This window comes from Acinetobacter sp. YH12211 (genome assembly GCF_013418015.1).
In the GTDB taxonomy this organism is placed as follows: Bacteria; Pseudomonadota; Gammaproteobacteria; order Pseudomonadales; family Moraxellaceae; genus Acinetobacter; species Acinetobacter towneri.
Map to the genome: position 1 here is coordinate 19,377 of NZ_VPCW01000015.1, position 16,530 is coordinate 35,906.

Consider the following 16,530-nt stretch of genomic DNA (forward strand, 5'->3'; position numbering starts at 1 on the left):
CTGGCTTTTTTTGTGGCTAAATTAAACAGAGTGACCAGCCTTTTTTAATTCCCTTTTTGTGTATTCGTCTAGAGCTTCAATAACCAACGCCGTTTTATTGGTTTTACGCCCTAAACCACGCGCCTTGCTTTGGCTTACAAGGAAGTCTAGGCGAAGGATTAACTCCATAGGGATATTGAATGATGATTTTTCGGTTAAAACCATTAATTCATCTTCAGACATGGTTGTGTTGATACGCCATGCTTTACGTTCAGTAGTCGCTATTGTTGTTTCAGGCTTACCAGCAGCACTGGCCAATGGTGCTTCATTAATAACTTGTTCTGGCGTTTTGTTGGCATCAACACCAGATTGGCGCGGAGAAACACTAGCGGCGCGGCGTGCTGTGTTTGCTGGTGGTATTACGTCAGACATTGTTTTCACCATAAATAAAATTAAACAGTGTTAAAAATTCATCTTGTGCAGATTTAATATATTTCGCTTCACTTCTTTTAAGCGGCTGCAGATCAAGTATGCCCACACCTTCATCAAAGGCGCGTGTGTACCAGACTCTATCGCCTATCGTTGTTGGGCATGGTTCTGTCAATGGGTCGCTTAAAATCTCATTAATTGCACGTTCTAATTCTGGTGATGTTCCAAAGTGCGGGGCTTTGGTTACAACGCCGTAAACTTTTGGCAGATTATCAGCGCGGATTTTCTCAATTGTTTCAGCTACCTTCTGCAATCCTTCAATGTTAGCACTGGAACCGACCAACAAAGGAATAAGTACAACGTCAGCAACGCTGATAGCTTGGCGATATTCAGTGTTATCAAATCCACCAGCATCTATAACCACTTCGTCATAGTCTGCGCCAATCTTCTTAATTTGTTCGCTAACCTCACCCGCTAGAAAGTAAAATTTACCTTCAATTTCTGAACGGTTTTTACTCCAAGATCGTGAAGCAGCCATATTTACAGAGTCTAAATCGACACCTACAACAGCCTTATCGCGTTTCGATAATTCCGCAACAATAGAAGTTGCCAGTGATGTTTTCCCTACTCCGCCCTTTGTGTTAGCAATCAATAAAATCATATTCCTACCTTGTGTGTGTATGTGTTGCCGTATGCGAATTATAGCGGACACATACTCATACAGCAATAAATACACTAATACTCAAATATATATGCATGTTTATATGGTCATATATATGTATTATATAATCCAAAGATAATACAGAAATATTATTTAAAGACTGCTAAACCCTTGACTTAGTTTAGATACCTTCTCTTTCAACACATTAGGGTCAGATGCAAAATACTCTTGTGTCGTTGTTATGCTTGAGTGACCCATGAGTTGCTGAATAGAATAAATATCAACTCCACCGCGAATAAGTCTGGTTGCAAAGGAGCGTCTGCCGCTATGTGAGCTACCGACAATCCCAGCAGACTTATATAGCCTGCCAATCATTCTTTGCATGGAGCCAGCAGTAAAAGCGCATTGCTTTTGTGATAGAAACAATGGTGCGGCAGGTGTGGCATCTTCGCGTGACATGATGTAGTCAAGCAAGACTTTTCGCGTATAACTATCCATTAAAAAGACTTCGCGGTATTTGTTGCCTTTGGTATAGGCGGCCAGCAGTCGGATAGTATCTTTTAAGATGCCATTTCTAAAATCGTAAAGGTCGCCAATTTTGAGCGCGGCCATTTCCTTTGCACGCAAACCCATAAAATGCGACACCAGCAATACAGCTTCATTCCGCAAGGCTGTTTTACGCTTTAAGTTGGAAATAGTTATTTGAAGGTCGGATTCTGAAACATAGGCGGCTTTTCCTGATTTTCTATTTAGTCTTTCAGGCTTTGATTGCTCAATAATTTCAGTCACAGCCCTTGATTTTAAAGGCTTACGCATAAATACCTCAGTCAATTAAGCGCGTGTACGTGAATGGAACAGCAGAACACCCTTCATTTTTTATTTTTATTCACGTAGCGCGGTTTAAATCAGCCTTTTTTTAGGCTTTAAGCAATAATGCCCTAAAATATACATTTTAGGACATTATTTAGGGTAAAAAAATTAAAAAGCGCAATCATCTATCACAAATCTGAAAGAATCATATTTTCAGTCAAACTAGCCTTTAATTCGTTCAAGTGATGTTCATCAAGACTTAAAACTTCACCGCCTTTTAAGGTCAATTCAAAACTGATTTTTGAGAATGAAAAAAACTCGCTCACTTCCTTGCTCATACTGCCAATCATTTTCTGTTTTTCAGATTGAATTTCATCTATCAGGTTTTGAATGGCACGCAGGCTTAATTCTTTATGTGCTTTGCGCTTCTGGTAGGCTTGATCAGGGAGTAGGGCATAGTCATTTGCATCTGTATCCCATACAGCCAGAATATGCCCATTTTGGCAGGTGTAATAGTGTTCGGCTTTTTCCTCAATTTTCCTGCCCGATAAATCCCAACGCTCACAATATACGTTTCTATGCAGCACTGGTTGAATATCACCGCAGCCGCCTTCGCAAGCCCACTCCTGATTATCTTTAAGTTCTGGCAATTGTTTTATTGGTTTTAAATTTTCCATGATTATTCCTGATTTAATTTTCAATATGTTTAACGCAGTTAAATGGACACATAAAAGGTTCACCAGTATCTAGCCGACCAAAAATATAGTAGTCGTCCACCAGATCAATTACGCCTTTGCCTTTAAAGTATGTTCTTGAAAATTCAGTTCCGCTTTCAGATAGAAATTCCACATACACACGGTTGCCAGTTTTAAAATCATTCATTGACAACTCTCCACGTCTGCGATGGCTTGTTTAATGCGAATCCAATAAGGTTCTGAATAACAACCTGAAACCATGTACTCATATTCAGCGATTTCTACAGACTCAAAATCCTTTTCAATCATCGCATGACTTTCGACAAGGCGTTTTAGGTCATTATTAAAATCATTATCCCCACACATCATGGCTATAGTTCCAATCAGCGCAACTTCTCTTTTAGCTCTATCCCAGCCAAACTTTTTAACAAACTCATTCGCTTTCATTGGCTGACTCCTTATAGTCCGTTTCAATTTTCACACCACAAAACGGGCAAAAATTAAGCTCGACACGGTTTTTCTTAAAGCGCCCAGCCACAATACGCAAGCGTGAAGCATTTTGACTTCTAGCACTCATGACTTGCGCTTGAATATCACCGTATTGATTGCGTGTGACTTCGGTTAGAAATTCGCACATTTCAATCCAGTTGCCAGTATTTACGCATTTTTCAGTCATTGGTTGGCTCCTGTGCTGCTTCGATCATGGCTTGCTTCACATAAGCGTCATACAAGCTATATGGTAGAAAGGCATCACCTTCATGTTCTTTCGCAACTGCCATAACCATTGTTTTAGTTGGCTTAATTGGCATAAGAACATATCCTTCTGGCACCGCTTGGGCTTTGGCTGCTTGCCACGTACACCAGCTTGAATTAATTTCATTCAGGGCTTCACTGTATTCCTCATCCCATTCGATTAATTCATAAACATTTTCCAATTCGTTATATTGAATATTTGGCAAATATTTGAAATCTACACCTTGTGAAAGCAGGTGTTTTTCATGAGCAATTTTTTCTTTCTGCAAATCCATCACTTGCACTCCTTTGTTGGCGGCTTAGGTAATGGCATCCAGTGTGTAATTTCATGCTCAAAATGAGAGTTGATAAAAATATCCTCACCTGCATACGTGCAGATTTTATAGTTTGGATCTTTATATGGTTTTTCATGAGCATGTGGTCTGAATACCAATACCTTTTGGCCTTGTTCAGGCATCTCATTTTTAACAGAAATCCATTGCTGCACCGCTTTAGCCTTAACTAACTCACGACAAGCCAAGTCAAAACCGAATTTCCATTGTTGGGGCTTGCCATCGTATCCAGCTTTTACTTTTAAGGCATTTAAAAAATCTTTCATTGTGTATTCTCAATTAGGTTCTTTTCAGTATGGCCAGTGATTGATTCATGTTCATTCATGGCTATTTTCCTGCAGGTCGCCAGATATAATCGCCCTTGTCTAAGATGACAGCAGGCTCATTTTCAACACAATGGCAGTCAATACCGATCTTGTTTTCATCCACTGGTAGCCAAAAACTTCTAATAATGCGGCTTGGCGAATGGTTATCTTCCAGTGCATCACTCATGCCAAATTGCTTCAAAATAAACTTGGCATCTTGGCTTGAACAGCGTATTGCTGGGTGCTTAGAGATAGAAACATGGTATTGCGGGATAGCTTCGTTACGAACAATCCCATCCGCTACTTCAAGAGCAGAGATAACAACAAAGCCGTTAGGGTGGGTGTAAAAATATTTGTCATAACCGAACTGGTCTTTCGTTTCACCAACCAGTTGCCAACCTGAATTTTTATTAGGTCGCTTAGGTTTTAAAATGTTTTCCATATAATTTCCTTGTGTGAGGTGCAATTGCCGTTGCCAGCCAAGTTTATATTAGATTATAAATAAAAGACAAGATCGGAGCTGTCTTTTTAGAATATTTATTGTTGATATGGTTATTTGTTTTTACTGTAAGTTTTGCTCATTTTTTATTACTTTAATATTTTCAATATCATACATTGATAAACGATAAATCCGTGACCGTTTTTTATATAAATGAATATAAATCAATAAATTAATGCGTATTTCTTTTGTTTATAAATAACTTATGCCTATAGATACCATTGGTTATGTAATAGCCTTAAAAAACAACTTAAAACTCAAAATTTCATCAAAAAATGCTTTCTTCTTTCTTATTTTAATTAATAGTTTCTCCTTTCTTATTTAGGACAGGCTTGTAAGCCTTGCCACGCCTGCATTTCAGCGTTTTATAAACGACAAATCCGTGACCATAAAAGACAAATCCGTGACCATAAACGACAAAAACGTGACCGCGAAAAAGACAAATCCGTGACCATAAAAGACAAAAACGTGACCATAAACGACAAAAACGTGACTTTCACCTATAAAAGACAGGATTGATTTTGTCTTTTATGGGTGTGATAATCGCAACAAGGCTATTTGTGTAAGAGATAGACAATGGAGTCAAACCTAGTTGCAAAGCAAGCTAACAAGTTAATTGAGTCTGTATATCGAATGGAAGTAGAGGAACAAAAATTAATTTTACTTGCTACTCGAAAAATAAATGAATTGGAATTAAAGGGGTTGCCTTTCACGCCAGAAACAGAGGTCGTCATCACGGCTGATGAATTTGCAAAAATATATGGCGTACCAAAGCAAAGGGCATTTGAAGCACTAACAAGCGCAAAAAATACAATTTATGATCGCTCCTTTGAAATGGATTATGTGGGCAATGATGGTGTGATAAAGCCTATCAGTAGTCGCTGGATTCACGCCAAAGGTGAAATGAAAAGCAAAAGTGAAGTTAGTATGTTCTTTACGCCTTCGGTTATTCCTTATCTGTACTTAGTGGTTAAGACAGAATTCACATTATTAGACTTAAAAGAAGTCGGGCGTTTGAAAAACAAGTATGCTGTTCGGCTGTACCAAATTTTAATGAAATGGCGTAATGCAGAATACAAACCGAGCTTTCCAGTTGAGAGCTTGCGCCGTAAGCTTGGACTAGAGCCGCATGAGTACAAGCAAGGTGGGGATTTTAATAAACGTGTGGTGGGTGTTGCAGTAGATCAAATCAACAAAGGTACTGGTTTTGTTGGCTTAAAAGCTGTGCCGCTAAAAAATGGACGCACCATCGTTGCATATCGTTTTGAATTTGACTCATACGACAATAAGACTATAAACGTCACACCTTTATCAAAAAATGGCGCAGAACGACAGCCACGCGAAAATAACGGCGAGTTTGTACTTCACCAGATGACAGTTGAGCAGATAAAAACCTTTTCAAGCCAAATTGCCAACAAGGTTGTAGATGGTGAAGCAGGGTTTAGCCACCTTAGCACAAAGGTTGCAGCAGGTAGTGGTAGCAAAGAATTGGCCGCTGCAATTGCTAAAGACCTTCAAAACGCCAATTTTGATGAGTATTTAGAGCCTTTAAAGATTCTGGGGTTCAAGCCAACCAAAGTGAATAAAACGCCGTTGAGCGCAAAACAGAGCGAAAATAAAGGGGGTTCTACTAACGATACTCCACCAGATAAGAAATCGCCGTTTAATTTAAACGAAAAGCATTACCAGATGTACTTGAAAAAGGGTGGTACAAAATCGCGTGATGACATTGTTCGCATTGCGATGGATGAAGATACAACCACGCTTCAAGTTATGAATAGCGATGGTGTCGGTAATATCTTTGCCATGTAGCCACTAGATAGCAAAAAGCCAGCTTAAACGCTGGCTTTTTTGTTTACGCCGTTTCTTAGTCGCTCAATTGCATCTAGCGTTTGGAAATAAATGTTTTCTGGCACATAGACACGGTGATTAATTGCATCTTCGAGTTCATTTAAAAATTGTGCAGTATTAATCAAAGGCCCTTTAAAACTCTCTTTTTTAATCCAAATCAGTCTACCAGATGAAAAAGGAGTTAAGTTGTCATCATTCAGTAGTTTGTATTGCAGCACAAAATTATCAAGCTTTACGCCATGATAATTGCGGTCAGGTTGGCTATCGTCATTCACATAGAAGTAACTTGCTTGGCTATCCAAAATATCAAGTAGGTCAAGTACGCGGTGGATACCGCCTAATTTGCGGCAGAGTAAACGGAGTGGGTTAGGTTCAATATTCAGGCTCATGTTTTTCTCAAGACAAAAAACCAGCCTTGCGGCTGGCTATTTTTTAACTCTCTTAGTGGCTAGTATGCCGTTTTTGTAAGTTATCCATGCTTGTTCTATCAGTAAGTCATGGTACTGGTATTTGTTGTTTACCCATGAAGCCGAAAAGTCGGCTTCATTAAGTTGGTTGATCAGCAAGTAGATGAATTGAAAATCACTAATTGCCTTTCTGATTGCTGGACTGGTGCTGGTGTCGTCTGGTACTAGCCACACCTTCGATTTTGGCGAAAACATGAGAGGGTAAATACTCCTTTGCTGTTTTATAAAAAACGCGCAAAAAGTTTTGATCACTTTTATTTACCCTAGACATGATTTTTTTTTCAATCAAATCAAGTTCGGCGTTTATCGCCATTTCAAGGCTTGGGTTAGACTCCCGCCGTTTGATTAATGCCTTTTTCTGGTGTACCAGTTCGGACATGGTTAAAACTTTCAAGGCAACACCTCATATTTTTGATTACGTGCTGCAGCTTGGTTTTTAAGTAGCTTTACCGATACCGAGTCATACAAGCCGTTATTGCGTAGAACACGTTGTTCAGCGTCATAACCATTGGTTGCTTCCACGCGACCCTTAACAATTCCGTTTGGCGACATACGCGCCGTGTATGCAAAGATATATGTATTCATGCTTTCACCTTATTGCCTTTGCGGTTCAGTAGTGCTGTGCGCAGGTTTTGGTCAAGATCGTTTTTAGATAAAAGCCAGTTCACATAGTCGTCTGGTAGGTTCACCAGTGCGGTTCCTTTATGCTTGCCAAAATGAATGTATTTAGGCGTGCTGGCTTCATTGCTTAATTCATACAGTTGTTCGATAGACTGAATATTTTGCTCAACAATGATTTTTTGCAGCAGTAGTGCGGTTAAATGAATATCTACCGCCGCATCATGGGCATTTTTCAGCATTTCACGCGCCTTGCTTTTGTCTTTGGCAGAGCGATAAGTTAAAGCACCTAGCTTGTGTGAGCTTTCGTTTGGGTAGAAATGACGCGCCAGCTTGAGCGTGCAAATCGGCTTGATGTGGTTGCAGTTCACGCCAGCTTTTAAGAGCGCGGCTAAGTCATAATCAATATTGTGGCCAATAACGTAAATCACGCTGGCAGGCAGGCGAAAGGTTGTGTAATTCGGCTTACCCACCAAGTCATCTTCAATGATGTGGTGAACAGCCATAGACCCAAAGTCTATAGGCTGGCCGCCAGTATTAAACAATTCATCAAACATGCTACTTAAATCAAAAGTGAATCGTTTAGATGGTTGTTCGCCTTCAATTCCTGCAGGTTCGTCTACAAAGCCACAAGGGATATAGGAAATTTGAATAGGCACGCCGTTCATTTCGTGCGTTTCGGTATCAAGGATTATTGAGTTCATTATTGTGCTTCCGTTTCAAACCAGCGTTTTCTTTGTTGGTCATAGACCATGTTTAAATCTTTGGCCGCTTTCTGGATTGCGTACCACATGTTTTTATTTAGGTATTGCGGATGCTCCACGTTCTCAGCCATTAGCTCCATGAGATTATTAATATCACTGGCATATTGAGCTTCGTTGCATAGCTGCATGAAATGAATCCATGTTTGTTCGCTTTCAACGGATTTACGCTGCTCAGGTGTGAGTGTGTTTAAGTGGGTTTTGATGGAGTCGATCAGATCGCCCAAAAAGGTCGGGTTATCAGCCAAGTCTGGTACGTTTACATTGCCAAGATTGGCGCAGTCTTTAGAGTGATAGTTGGCACCCCAACCAAATTTAAGCACACGGTTAGAGCCGCCTTTTTGGTTGGCTTCGTATGTGAAATACGCCATACAGTCAGACAGACGATAAATCTCTTGTCGGTTTTTACCGCCCAAGTCTGGTCGGCGTATAACTAGATCATCGTCCTTATCTTCGGTAGCGTGAGCCAAAAACACCACGTTTTTACCGTAGCCAATCATGCGATTAACAAACGTCTGGAAAATATTGTTGGCCGTACCTTGTACGTTTAGTTTTAGGGAGCCGTCGCCCTTTGTATTTCTTGAGTCATTGGCAAGGTGTGAGCGTACCATTTCAAGCAATCGGCCAATTGTGTCGATAACAATGGTGTCAAACGGTTCTAAGTCTTGTTCTGTGAGGTTAGCAACTTGAATCCAGTTTTCAGCAATTTGCACAGGTGCGCGGCGTAGTGCGCCAGTACGATATGCACCCTTATCTGCATCAATAATGAGTGCTTTGCGCGCGGTCATGCCGAGTGATGATTTACCCATTGAAGGGTCGCCGTATATATAAACCTTGATTGCATTGACTAGCATTGGTTCATTCGGTGAGATAATTTCTAAAGCCATGATGATTCCCCTTACTTGCCAGACTTAACAGATTCAAGATGCTGGTTTACGCGCTCAATGCGCTGCTGTTCTTCGTAGTCGTGGGTATCCAAAACCTTTTGAACAACAAGAAGGGAAACGATGGTTGAAAGAAGGAACGCAATAATATTGCGAAAGAGTATGGTAAGATTCATTTGTGAAATCCTATTGTGTGTGGATAGAACGCCAGAGCATATAAATTGCCGTTTATTGCTCAATAAGCCGAAGTCTTAACCGACTTCGGTTTTTTTATTTCCACACCCACTATACATAAATACATTTATATCTTTCAAGCTTTTATTTATATTTATTTATAATTAATTCCAATAAGCACCAATACGCTTATATAAAAAATTGAAAACTTAGAAATTTTTATTAAAAATATTTTCAAATAGTGAATATTTATTTATTTCAGATAATAAAAAACCCTATTTTGATAAATAGGGTTTATAAAATGAGATGAATGGTACAAATCTCTAAATAAGCATATCTACCACAGCAACCGCAACAGCTAACACCTCGTAGTTATCACGCAAGGTCGGAAACGCCGTATTTAATGGCTTTAACTCGTAAACATCTTGCCCATCTTCCAGAACATCATTCACGCAATATTCTCTTATGATGTATTCACCTGTTCTGCTTTTGTGTGCAGCAATCACTATATTGGTTGGTAATGGCTTAATCATTGGGTCAAACACAAAGCTTGTACCAGCTTGATACTTCGGTGACATGGAGTTATCACTTAGATCAAATGAAAACGCATTGTTTGATAATGGTTTATTGATTGGGGTTGTTGCTTCCGATATTGGCATGATCAGGCTCGTATCTTTAAGTTTATCTCTAACAGCATCCAGAGTGGCAGCGTTGAGCTTTGGTACAAGAGTAACTTTAGCCTTAATCGTAGCAGGATTCTTAGCTATTAACTCACGCTGTAACATTCTATTTGCTATACGTGGGCTGAAGGCAGAAATAGGTACTTCAAGACATTTCGCAAAAACTAGGGCAGCTTCTTCTTTAATCTCAACAACACCACGCAGGTACGCCGATACATTCGGCTGTGTCCAACCGCCTTCGGTAGCAATTGTTTGTTGATTAAAACTATTTCCCTCTAATTCTTCTTGGCTTTTTTTAGCTTCGTATAGTTCTTTAAGCTTTCGTGCTTCAGCATCTCTAACAGTTCTATCAACCATTTTTACGGACTCCCATTTTCGCCCTTTAATCTTATAGTTGTTGGTTGTGTATTAACAAATATAAATATATCTATTGAAAAAATATAAATGCAGTTATATTCTAAACTAACGGCGTAACTTTACGCCTTTATTTTTGTGTGAAATGTGAAGCAAATGATTTACGCAGCAAGACCACCTAAAGACCGAACCCAGCTTGAGAAGGATATGCAGGAATATCTGGAAAACGGCGGGGAAATAACACAAATCCCATCAATTGATGAGCGGGTAAAAGCGGAAAGACTAATTAAAAGGTCACTATTTTATTCAGCACATCATAAATTCCACTCAGAGCGCACAGGTATATCACTAGCACGCCTTAAAGTGCTGCAAAGAACTCCATCAAGAGCCACAGACAAGGAAATAGAAAAGCTATGGACGCATTTTAAAAGCAGGGAATGGGCTTTATATGATTACAACTAAGCATATCGCTATGTACGTTGCAGAGCAGATCGCACGAAAAAGCAATTGCCAAAAAAGAAAAGTGGCTTTTGTTGTGTTTAATCAGCACCGCATTTTAGCTGCTGGTGTGAATCAGCACAGTGAGGATATGCCATGCAGGTGTGTAACTGGTATTCACGACAAGCATGTTAAGCACGCTGAAAACGCCGTATTAGAGCGCAATACGTTTAGACCAGAAGATGAAGCGCAGGCCGTTGTGACCTATGCGCCGTGTCTAAATTGCGCAGATCGCATAAGCCAATCAAATATTTACGCCGTGCATATCAAGCAGACAAAACACGTTTTGGGTGTCAATCATTTAACCCAGCAATCAATAGATACACATCAAGAGTGGCTAACACCTATGCAGCGCGTACAAGCAGCATGGTTAGCCAAAAACATGAAATTAGCAGACTGTGAGAGGTTTTTACTGTGAGTAAAGCTAACAAGATCAAGCCAAAAAACCGCAAGAAGCCATATAAGCCAAAGAAAGACCAGTTAAATCTAAACAGCATTAAGCAAATCGTTTCAAGCAAAGGTGTCGATGGTTTATATGACCATTTCAAAGAGTACAAGCGGCTCGATAAGCACTATCTGGAAATGAAGTGGGATATTTTCGATGTAAATACAACAATAGACCTTTATTGCTTAATGAACAATATATCGCTATCTGGCGATGACCCTTTGCCGCTTGAACTCTTAGACATGATTTATAAGGGCGATTTAATTTACGCATTGCGTAAGCAGCTAATTGACCCAACGCAAGAATTTAGAATTGAGATACATAGCCGCGCCAGGCACATTGATAATCCAGACGACATAGTGACACTTGAACCATATATTAAAGACTTTGCTGGCGACCCAATTAATTATGAAGTCTTTATGCAAGGGAAAGACAAGGGGAAGCATTATTTCAAGCGCGATGGTGTGTTCAAAACTTTATGGGAAGGTGTCACAAAAGAATGGAACATTAATCTGGATGGTCAGTATTCAGATGATTATGAAGTGTTTGAAGCCAAAGCAAAGCTAAGTTGCACAACGCCGTTTTATTCATGGCTGCAGGAAAAAGAATTTAAGCAGTACAAATTGCTAGGCCAGATGCGGAGATTCTAAACATGGTTATCCCATACCACCGTTTTAAAGAATTGGCAGCTTTGTACCGTGACAAGCACAAAGAGGAAATTACGCTATACGCGCTAAAGTTTACTTATCTCAATTTGCTGCAGGGCGTTAAGACAGCACTAGCGCAAAAATTAGAGCAAAACTTTAATTGTGATTTTTTGAATCATGGCACTGGCATTGTAGGCAATTATGAAGTTGTGGAACCAGAGCCAGAACCGCCAAAAATTGAGCGTATTCGCGGAATAGATTATTCAGACTATGCACTGTTTGATTTAATCCTGCATCCCGATGAAAACAAGCACAGTAAGCGTGACACGTATAAACATGCAATCAGTCAAGGCAAGAAATACGCCATTTTATTTTGTCAAAGGCATGGTGACATGGTGCATCAAGGCTATATGCACAGGCGAAATGGCGTAACAACGCGCTATCAAGGTTGTTGTCTGGTATGTGAAGTAGATTTAAGGGCAAGAGCCAAAGACACAGAAGGCGGCTCAAAAGAGGAACGTAAGAAGCAGATAACACAATTCAGTAATGCGTACCTAGCGAGTATTGGCAGAAAAGCAAGGGGCGGCAACCCATCTCTAAAGTTACGCAGCAATCCACCACACACAAAAGAGGAACAGAATTAATATGGCACGCATGACACCAGCACAAGCAAAGAAGCTTGTTCAAAAATCAAATCAAAAAACAAAAGCAGTTTTATCGCAAATGGGCAGCATTGGTGAGGAAACACTGGCGCGGCACCTGCAGGCGCATAAGATCAAATACCAGCGTGAATTTAAGTTTAATCCAGACAGCCAGCACAGAGCAGATTTTTTCTTGCCTGAATACAATCTACTGGTAGAAGTAGAAGGCGGCACACGCGCAAAGAGCCGACACACCACACACGATGGTTACTCGAAAGATTTAATGAAATACAACACAGCGCAAATTTTGGGTTATTTCAGGCTTGCATTTACAACCGAACAAGTCAGCAATGGCGCAGCAATACAGAATATTAAGCGTTTTATCACGGCCCACCAGATCAAGCGTAACGCCGTTAAAAAAGCATTAGCGGGTACAGTAACAAGTGATTCAATCAAAAGCATGATTGATACCGCCGTAAGCGTAGCAATGAATAACCTTGTATCAATGGACATGAGTAGCGACTTTGGCGAAACGCCAGACGTTATCGTAAAAGCAGAAAGGAAGGTGTAATGCTTGAACAATTTGCGCGTTTAAATGCAAAAACAGCATCACTCAAGATTAGCGGGAATCCCCCGCTACTTGATGTGACAGACCTATGCGGCGTGCTGGCTTTATTAGATGAACACCATAGCTGGTACATATACGCCATGATTGAGCAGCGCAGAGCCCACAACATGGAGTTGCTACACAAATATATACAGCAGCTTGTCATGCAAGAAATGCGTAAAAGAGAGTTTAAATCGCGCAAAGTTAAATTAATGGATTTTGCCTATGGTGTGACTAAGGCCGCTCTATTTGCTCATTTTAACCCGCGCGGAAAGTGCAAGGTGTGTAATGGCTTAGGATTTAAAGCGGCTAAGAGGTGTGAGCATTGCAATGGTAAAGGTACGCGGGAATACAACTGGTCAGAGAAGGTGCAATACGGCTTTCCCCATCGCCGTGATTTAACCCGCGACTGGTACAGAAAATCATGCGGTTACTATGATCAATTTATAGAGTCAATATTGCATGAAATCGCAGCAGAGCTATCTGAAAAACTAAACAAAGTCAGAAGGCAGGCAATAGCGTACAAAAGGCTAGAATCGGCGGTATTGTTTGATGACGACTTATGATTTAGACAAAGTTTTGAGCTACGGCCAAAAGATAGGTGCGGATGTTGCAATCATCAAGAATGGCAAGCTTAGAAACTATTACAAGAAAGGCGATAAGGCGAGCAAGCATTGCGTTTACACGTACACAAATCACGAAAATGGCAGGCCGTTACGCTGGGAAAGCGCGAATGAGTTTTGTATAGAGCGAATTTTGAATTTTTACAGAAATTTAGGTCACACGATGGAAGTTATACAAATTGCGGGAGTAGATACAAGTGAGTGAGCAAATCAAAGTTGCGTATAGCAATGCACAGTACATGAATGACTTAGCGGAAGCATTAGCGGATATATGCGAAGGCTACATAATGATGACGGATAATCCGATACCTGCAGATGTTTTAGAGCGCATACATGCGATTAGAGAAACCAGTAAACGTAACATAGCAATATTGCAACGCGCTCAAATAACGCCGTAATGCTATAGTGTGCTTTTCGGGTACAGGTATATAAAAATGGATAAAAGTTTAGCGTGGTCAATTTCTGCAGGTTTAGTTTTTGGCACAGCTTTAGCATTGCTGGCAAACGCATTAAATATAAACCTATTCTGATTAAGGCAGCACACCAGAGCCAGCAAGACGCTGGCTTTTTTATTGCCTGAATATGTTAAAGGTGGTGATGAATAAGCTATAGCGATTGGCAAAATGTACCAAAATTAAGGCGCGAAATGCGCCTTTTTTCATGCAAAAACATAACGCCGTAAATTATCATTTAAAATCATGTGTTTATTTAATTTTCACAAAAAAATCAGGGTTGTTTTTAGCGTTTTTTGAAACAACCCCATGAAGCAAAATGTCAAGCATGATTTTTTGTGCAGGTCTAACATGCAAAAAGTATTAGGAATGGGCATAAGAATGATTGAAAAACTAATTAGTGAGATTAAGGCGAGTCGCTTTGATGTGTCGGCTATTGAAATGTCACCGCAATATCACTTGAAGATCGTGCAGGAAATGGTGAGCTACGGCGCACAGGAACAAGACAGCCGCATATTCATGGGCATACCGATTCTATTTGTGATGGGGGATGATAGTTACTGCAGATTGCTTAACGCAGAACAGCACAAGCTAAGAGATAAGTACATTGACTTACTCAAGTTATATAAACAGAAATATAAACAGTTCAAGCTTTTTATAAATAACACACATAAATTTGAATCTGGTGCAGAGGTGCAGTTCACAGATACCAGTGAGCTTGAGTCTATTGTGCAAAGGCTAAACAAAATTGAGAATCAGATTAAGCTTTTTTCAAACAATTAGATAAATACAACAATGGCCAAGAAAAAACCCCATAGGCAAATAAATGAATATGGGGTTTTTGTGCGAAAATGGTTAGCCTTTGTTGCAAGACTGCTACAAGAACATAGATGGTATTCTTATTTGATCGAATATTCAAATAAAAAAACAGCAACACTTTATAAATGAATAATGATAAATATAAGTGAAATGTATTGATATATAAACCGCGTTTATGTATATTTTTGCCTAAGTTGGACATTTTGAACCCTAATTGAAATGAACAGCGACCTTGTTGGATTTTCTCAGCGCAAAAAAGACATTCAACAAAATAAAGCCCGACTCAGCAGATCGGGCTTTTTTTATTGGAAATCAAAATGATAGAACAATTTATTATTGACCGAGTTAAGCCTTTCATTAAAGAAATTAAGAGCGAATACAACAAAGATGCACAATGCTATTTCGCTCATTGTGTTCTTAAAGACAATGCAGTAGCGACTGGAACAGATACAAACCCGCATATTGCTGTTAAACGCGCCGTAGACATTGTTTTTGATTATGCGGCTCAAAATGGCTGGATTAAACCGTTGGAGCAGCTATTCACGTTCAGCACAGCACTAACACTGTTAAAAACTGGTGCGCGTATTACACGTAAAGGCTGGAACGGCGCAGATCAATGGCTTTCTATTTCATGCCCAGAATCAAAAGAAGTGGCCGCAGACAATTTCTGGTCGCCACATAACGCAGATTTTGCACGTAAAAACGGCGGCACAGCCACAGTTGCGCCGTGTATCACACTCAAAAATGCACAGAACCAAATCATCATGGGCTGGATTCCAAGCGCAGGGGATTTATTTGCAGAAGATTGGATGGTATTGCCGAATGACTAAGCGCACACAGCAAGCCTTAATCATTTCAGGCGTGACTACACTCTTATTTTTATTGCTTTGGATAGTGATTATTCAAGGCTTAATCGTATTAGCCACATATCACGGCGCATATCAGGCAATTGAGTACATACAGCAGGCAAAGGCTTATTTTTTTGTAGCAATCGCCATTTTTGATATGACCGTGTTTTATTTCTTTTTTAATAACGTATTGAGAAAAATCAAATGAACAAGTATTTAGGCAAAAAATTAGTGACTGCAGTTGCTATGACTCGCACTATGTATAACGACTATCGCGGCTGGCAATTACCAGAAGATGAGCGGCATTTAAAGGACGAAATGGGTTATCTGGTTGAATACGCCGATGGTGGCAGATCAAACGACCCAAGACATGAGGGTTATATCTCATGGTCGCCAGAAGATGTATTTAACAAGTCTTATACGCCGTACAACACTTGGTTAGAGCGTTTAGAGCATGAGCAGGCAGAACTACAGGAAAAGCTAAATGCTTTAGATACGGCGTTAAACGTACAGCAAAAGCCTGAAATGATCAGCGAAACGCAATGGGTATTGATGAGCCGCCAGCAATTCCACATGCGCATGTATAACCAGATTCTTTTAGATCGTATTGCAGAAGCAAAGGGTGAAGTTGGTCTACTTGAAATTGTAGGCAAAGAACAAGTCACTGGCTCAGAAGATACGCAATAACACAACCTTAG

29 protein-coding genes are annotated in these 16,530 nt (G+C 40.0%); 12 read left to right on the top strand and 17 right to left on the bottom strand.

Features of this window, described 5'->3' with window-relative positions; translation table 11 throughout:
- Positions 1-21 precede the first annotated feature (21 nt).
- The 10 genes from FTU98_RS08785 to FTU98_RS08830 all read right to left on the bottom strand — a co-directional run bounded on the left by FTU98_RS08785 (position 22) and on the right by FTU98_RS08830 (position 4,406).
- Positions 22-411: a hypothetical protein gene (locus tag FTU98_RS08785; RefSeq protein ID WP_180051137.1), complete on the bottom strand. Its 390-nt coding sequence runs from the start codon at positions 409-411 to the stop codon at positions 22-24.
- The gene (locus tag FTU98_RS08790; protein WP_180051141.1) at positions 404-1,069 is read right to left on the bottom strand and encodes an AAA family ATPase; all 666 of its coding nucleotides are present in this window, start codon (positions 1,067-1,069) and stop codon (positions 404-406) included. The genes FTU98_RS08785 and FTU98_RS08790 overlap by 8 nt, the downstream gene beginning before the upstream one ends.
- 153 nt (positions 1,070-1,222) lie before the next feature.
- Entirely contained in the window at positions 1,223-1,885 is a 663-nt protein-coding gene (locus tag FTU98_RS08795; RefSeq protein WP_180051143.1) for a site-specific integrase, read from the bottom strand.
- Between the two features lie 182 nt (positions 1,886-2,067).
- Positions 2,068-2,556, bottom strand: coding sequence for a hypothetical protein (locus FTU98_RS08800; protein ID WP_180051146.1), 489 nt, complete (start codon positions 2,554-2,556; stop codon positions 2,068-2,070).
- A 13-nt stretch (positions 2,557-2,569) separates the two neighbouring features.
- On the bottom strand, positions 2,570-2,761 hold the full coding sequence (locus FTU98_RS08805) for a hypothetical protein (RefSeq protein ID WP_180051149.1): 192 nt from the start codon (positions 2,759-2,761) through the stop codon (positions 2,570-2,572).
- Positions 2,758-3,021 carry a hypothetical protein gene (locus FTU98_RS08810; RefSeq protein WP_180051151.1) on the bottom strand — a complete coding sequence of 88 codons (264 nt, stop codon included), beginning with the start codon at positions 3,019-3,021 and terminating at the stop codon, positions 2,758-2,760. Before FTU98_RS08810 ends, FTU98_RS08805 begins: the two co-directional genes overlap by 4 nt.
- A complete protein-coding gene (locus tag FTU98_RS08815; RefSeq protein WP_180051156.1) occupies positions 3,008-3,250 on the bottom strand; it encodes a hypothetical protein in 243 nt (80 codons plus the stop codon). Before FTU98_RS08815 ends, FTU98_RS08810 begins: the two co-directional genes overlap by 14 nt.
- Positions 3,243-3,602 (bottom strand): hypothetical protein, encoded by a 360-nt coding sequence (locus tag FTU98_RS13985; protein ID WP_257220034.1) that lies wholly within the window; start codon positions 3,600-3,602, stop codon positions 3,243-3,245. Before FTU98_RS13985 ends, FTU98_RS08815 begins: the two co-directional genes overlap by 8 nt.
- Positions 3,602-3,925: a DUF551 domain-containing protein gene (locus FTU98_RS08825; protein ID WP_180051159.1), complete on the bottom strand. Its 324-nt coding sequence runs from the start codon at positions 3,923-3,925 to the stop codon at positions 3,602-3,604. The genes FTU98_RS13985 and FTU98_RS08825 overlap by 1 nt, the downstream gene beginning before the upstream one ends.
- Positions 3,926-3,986: 61 nt before the next feature.
- Positions 3,987-4,406 carry a hypothetical protein gene (locus FTU98_RS08830; protein ID WP_180051162.1) on the bottom strand — a complete coding sequence of 140 codons (420 nt, stop codon included), beginning with the start codon at positions 4,404-4,406 and terminating at the stop codon, positions 3,987-3,989.
- A 633-nt stretch (positions 4,407-5,039) separates the two neighbouring features.
- Between FTU98_RS08830 and FTU98_RS08835 the strand changes: the two genes are divergently transcribed.
- Positions 5,040-6,275 carry a RepB family plasmid replication initiator protein gene (locus FTU98_RS08835; RefSeq protein ID WP_180051165.1) on the top strand — a complete coding sequence of 412 codons (1,236 nt, stop codon included), beginning with the start codon at positions 5,040-5,042 and terminating at the stop codon, positions 6,273-6,275.
- 23 nt (positions 6,276-6,298) lie between these two features.
- Here the strand turns inward: FTU98_RS08835 and FTU98_RS08840 are convergent, their stop codons facing one another.
- The 7 genes from FTU98_RS08840 to FTU98_RS08870 form a co-directional block, all read right to left on the bottom strand.
- The gene (locus FTU98_RS08840; RefSeq protein WP_180051168.1) at positions 6,299-6,703 is read right to left on the bottom strand and encodes a hypothetical protein; all 405 of its coding nucleotides are present in this window, start codon (positions 6,701-6,703) and stop codon (positions 6,299-6,301) included.
- A gap of 196 nt (positions 6,704-6,899) precedes the next feature.
- Positions 6,900-7,175, bottom strand: coding sequence for a hypothetical protein (locus FTU98_RS08845; RefSeq protein WP_180051171.1), 276 nt, complete (start codon positions 7,173-7,175; stop codon positions 6,900-6,902).
- Positions 7,172-7,366, bottom strand: a complete 195-nt coding sequence (locus FTU98_RS08850; RefSeq protein WP_180051174.1) for a hypothetical protein — start codon at positions 7,364-7,366, stop codon at positions 7,172-7,174. Before FTU98_RS08850 ends, FTU98_RS08845 begins: the two co-directional genes overlap by 4 nt.
- The gene (locus tag FTU98_RS08855; protein ID WP_180051177.1) at positions 7,363-8,103 is read right to left on the bottom strand and encodes a putative quorum-sensing-regulated virulence factor; all 741 of its coding nucleotides are present in this window, start codon (positions 8,101-8,103) and stop codon (positions 7,363-7,365) included. The genes FTU98_RS08850 and FTU98_RS08855 overlap by 4 nt, the downstream gene beginning before the upstream one ends.
- Complete coding sequence (locus FTU98_RS08860; protein WP_180051180.1) at positions 8,103-9,047, bottom strand: ATP-binding protein; 945 nt, start codon at positions 9,045-9,047, stop codon at positions 8,103-8,105. The genes FTU98_RS08855 and FTU98_RS08860 overlap by 1 nt, the downstream gene beginning before the upstream one ends.
- Positions 9,048-9,058: 11 nt before the next feature.
- Positions 9,059-9,220, bottom strand: coding sequence for a hypothetical protein (locus tag FTU98_RS08865; protein WP_180051183.1), 162 nt, complete (start codon positions 9,218-9,220; stop codon positions 9,059-9,061).
- Between the two features lie 321 nt (positions 9,221-9,541).
- A complete protein-coding gene (locus FTU98_RS08870; RefSeq protein WP_131261873.1) occupies positions 9,542-10,255 on the bottom strand; it encodes a S24 family peptidase in 714 nt (237 codons plus the stop codon).
- A 153-nt stretch (positions 10,256-10,408) separates the two neighbouring features.
- On the opposite strand from FTU98_RS08870, the gene FTU98_RS08875 reads away from it, so the two are divergent.
- The 11 genes from FTU98_RS08875 to FTU98_RS08925 all read left to right on the top strand — a co-directional run bounded on the left by FTU98_RS08875 (position 10,409) and on the right by FTU98_RS08925 (position 16,519).
- Positions 10,409-10,714, top strand: a complete 306-nt coding sequence (locus FTU98_RS08875) for a hypothetical protein (RefSeq protein WP_180051186.1) — start codon at positions 10,409-10,411, stop codon at positions 10,712-10,714.
- Positions 10,701-11,168 (top strand): hypothetical protein, encoded by a 468-nt coding sequence (locus tag FTU98_RS08880; protein WP_180051189.1) that lies wholly within the window; start codon positions 10,701-10,703, stop codon positions 11,166-11,168. Before FTU98_RS08875 ends, FTU98_RS08880 begins: the two co-directional genes overlap by 14 nt.
- Positions 11,165-11,845 carry a hypothetical protein gene (locus tag FTU98_RS08885; protein WP_131261870.1) on the top strand — a complete coding sequence of 227 codons (681 nt, stop codon included), beginning with the start codon at positions 11,165-11,167 and terminating at the stop codon, positions 11,843-11,845. Before FTU98_RS08880 ends, FTU98_RS08885 begins: the two co-directional genes overlap by 4 nt.
- Positions 11,846-11,847: 2 nt before the next feature.
- A complete protein-coding gene (locus FTU98_RS08890) occupies positions 11,848-12,486 on the top strand; it encodes a hypothetical protein (protein ID WP_180051191.1) in 639 nt (212 codons plus the stop codon).
- A gap of 1 nt (position 12,487) precedes the next feature.
- Entirely contained in the window at positions 12,488-13,054 is a 567-nt protein-coding gene (locus tag FTU98_RS08895; protein ID WP_257220035.1) for an endonuclease domain-containing protein, read from the top strand.
- On the top strand, positions 13,054-13,656 hold the full coding sequence (locus FTU98_RS08900) for a hypothetical protein (protein ID WP_180051194.1): 603 nt from the start codon (positions 13,054-13,056) through the stop codon (positions 13,654-13,656). The genes FTU98_RS08895 and FTU98_RS08900 overlap by 1 nt, the downstream gene beginning before the upstream one ends.
- A gap of 254 nt (positions 13,657-13,910) precedes the next feature.
- Entirely contained in the window at positions 13,911-14,111 is a 201-nt protein-coding gene (locus FTU98_RS08905) for a hypothetical protein (RefSeq protein ID WP_180051197.1), read from the top strand.
- Between the two features lie 405 nt (positions 14,112-14,516).
- Positions 14,517-14,948: a hypothetical protein gene (locus FTU98_RS08910; protein ID WP_180051200.1), complete on the top strand. Its 432-nt coding sequence runs from the start codon at positions 14,517-14,519 to the stop codon at positions 14,946-14,948.
- A gap of 353 nt (positions 14,949-15,301) precedes the next feature.
- Positions 15,302-15,814: an MW1434 family type I TA system toxin gene (locus FTU98_RS08915; protein ID WP_180051203.1), complete on the top strand. Its 513-nt coding sequence runs from the start codon at positions 15,302-15,304 to the stop codon at positions 15,812-15,814.
- A complete protein-coding gene (locus FTU98_RS08920) occupies positions 15,807-16,040 on the top strand; it encodes a hypothetical protein (protein WP_180051206.1) in 234 nt (77 codons plus the stop codon). Before FTU98_RS08915 ends, FTU98_RS08920 begins: the two co-directional genes overlap by 8 nt.
- On the top strand, positions 16,037-16,519 hold the full coding sequence (locus tag FTU98_RS08925) for a hypothetical protein (protein WP_180051209.1): 483 nt from the start codon (positions 16,037-16,039) through the stop codon (positions 16,517-16,519). Before FTU98_RS08920 ends, FTU98_RS08925 begins: the two co-directional genes overlap by 4 nt.
- The last annotated feature ends 11 nt before the right edge of the window (positions 16,520-16,530 follow it).

Coding starts and splice junctions, on each gene's coding strand:
- FTU98_RS08890 (WP_180051191.1), top strand. CDS start 11,848: ATGGTTATCCCATACCACCGTTTTAAAGAATTGGCAGCTTTGTACCGT.
- FTU98_RS08895 (WP_257220035.1), top strand. CDS start 12,488: ATGGCACGCATGACACCAGCACAAGCAAAGAAGCTTGTTCAAAAATCA.
- FTU98_RS08805 (WP_180051149.1), bottom strand. CDS start 2,761: ATGAATGATTTTAAAACTGGCAACCGTGTGTATGTGGAATTTCTATCT.
- FTU98_RS08915 (WP_180051203.1), top strand. CDS start 15,302: ATGATAGAACAATTTATTATTGACCGAGTTAAGCCTTTCATTAAAGAA.
- FTU98_RS08850 (WP_180051174.1), bottom strand. CDS start 7,366: ATGAATACATATATCTTTGCATACACGGCGCGTATGTCGCCAAACGGA.
- FTU98_RS08920 (WP_180051206.1), top strand. CDS start 15,807: ATGACTAAGCGCACACAGCAAGCCTTAATCATTTCAGGCGTGACTACA.
- FTU98_RS08815 (WP_180051156.1), bottom strand. CDS start 3,250: ATGACTGAAAAATGCGTAAATACTGGCAACTGGATTGAAATGTGCGAA.
- FTU98_RS08790 (WP_180051141.1), bottom strand. CDS start 1,069: ATGATTTTATTGATTGCTAACACAAAGGGCGGAGTAGGGAAAACATCA.
- FTU98_RS08825 (WP_180051159.1), bottom strand. CDS start 3,925: ATGAAAGATTTTTTAAATGCCTTAAAAGTAAAAGCTGGATACGATGGC.
- FTU98_RS08810 (WP_180051151.1), bottom strand. CDS start 3,021: ATGAAAGCGAATGAGTTTGTTAAAAAGTTTGGCTGGGATAGAGCTAAA.
- FTU98_RS08870 (WP_131261873.1), bottom strand. CDS start 10,255: ATGGTTGATAGAACTGTTAGAGATGCTGAAGCACGAAAGCTTAAAGAA.
- FTU98_RS13985 (WP_257220034.1), bottom strand. CDS start 3,602: ATGGATTTGCAGAAAGAAAAAATTGCTCATGAAAAACACCTGCTTTCA.
- FTU98_RS08795 (WP_180051143.1), bottom strand. CDS start 1,885: ATGCGTAAGCCTTTAAAATCAAGGGCTGTGACTGAAATTATTGAGCAA.
- FTU98_RS08830 (WP_180051162.1), bottom strand. CDS start 4,406: ATGGAAAACATTTTAAAACCTAAGCGACCTAATAAAAATTCAGGTTGG.
- FTU98_RS08910 (WP_180051200.1), top strand. CDS start 14,517: ATGCAAAAAGTATTAGGAATGGGCATAAGAATGATTGAAAAACTAATT.
- FTU98_RS08875 (WP_180051186.1), top strand. CDS start 10,409: ATGATTTACGCAGCAAGACCACCTAAAGACCGAACCCAGCTTGAGAAG.
- FTU98_RS08860 (WP_180051180.1), bottom strand. CDS start 9,047: ATGGCTTTAGAAATTATCTCACCGAATGAACCAATGCTAGTCAATGCA.
- FTU98_RS08900 (WP_180051194.1), top strand. CDS start 13,054: ATGCTTGAACAATTTGCGCGTTTAAATGCAAAAACAGCATCACTCAAG.
- FTU98_RS08785 (WP_180051137.1), bottom strand. CDS start 411: ATGTCTGACGTAATACCACCAGCAAACACAGCACGCCGCGCCGCTAGT.
- FTU98_RS08840 (WP_180051168.1), bottom strand. CDS start 6,703: ATGAGCCTGAATATTGAACCTAACCCACTCCGTTTACTCTGCCGCAAA.
- FTU98_RS08880 (WP_180051189.1), top strand. CDS start 10,701: ATGATTACAACTAAGCATATCGCTATGTACGTTGCAGAGCAGATCGCA.
- FTU98_RS08925 (WP_180051209.1), top strand. CDS start 16,037: ATGAACAAGTATTTAGGCAAAAAATTAGTGACTGCAGTTGCTATGACT.
- FTU98_RS08865 (WP_180051183.1), bottom strand. CDS start 9,220: ATGAATCTTACCATACTCTTTCGCAATATTATTGCGTTCCTTCTTTCA.
- FTU98_RS08835 (WP_180051165.1), top strand. CDS start 5,040: ATGGAGTCAAACCTAGTTGCAAAGCAAGCTAACAAGTTAATTGAGTCT.
- FTU98_RS08800 (WP_180051146.1), bottom strand. CDS start 2,556: ATGGAAAATTTAAAACCAATAAAACAATTGCCAGAACTTAAAGATAAT.
- FTU98_RS08855 (WP_180051177.1), bottom strand. CDS start 8,103: ATGAACTCAATAATCCTTGATACCGAAACGCACGAAATGAACGGCGTG.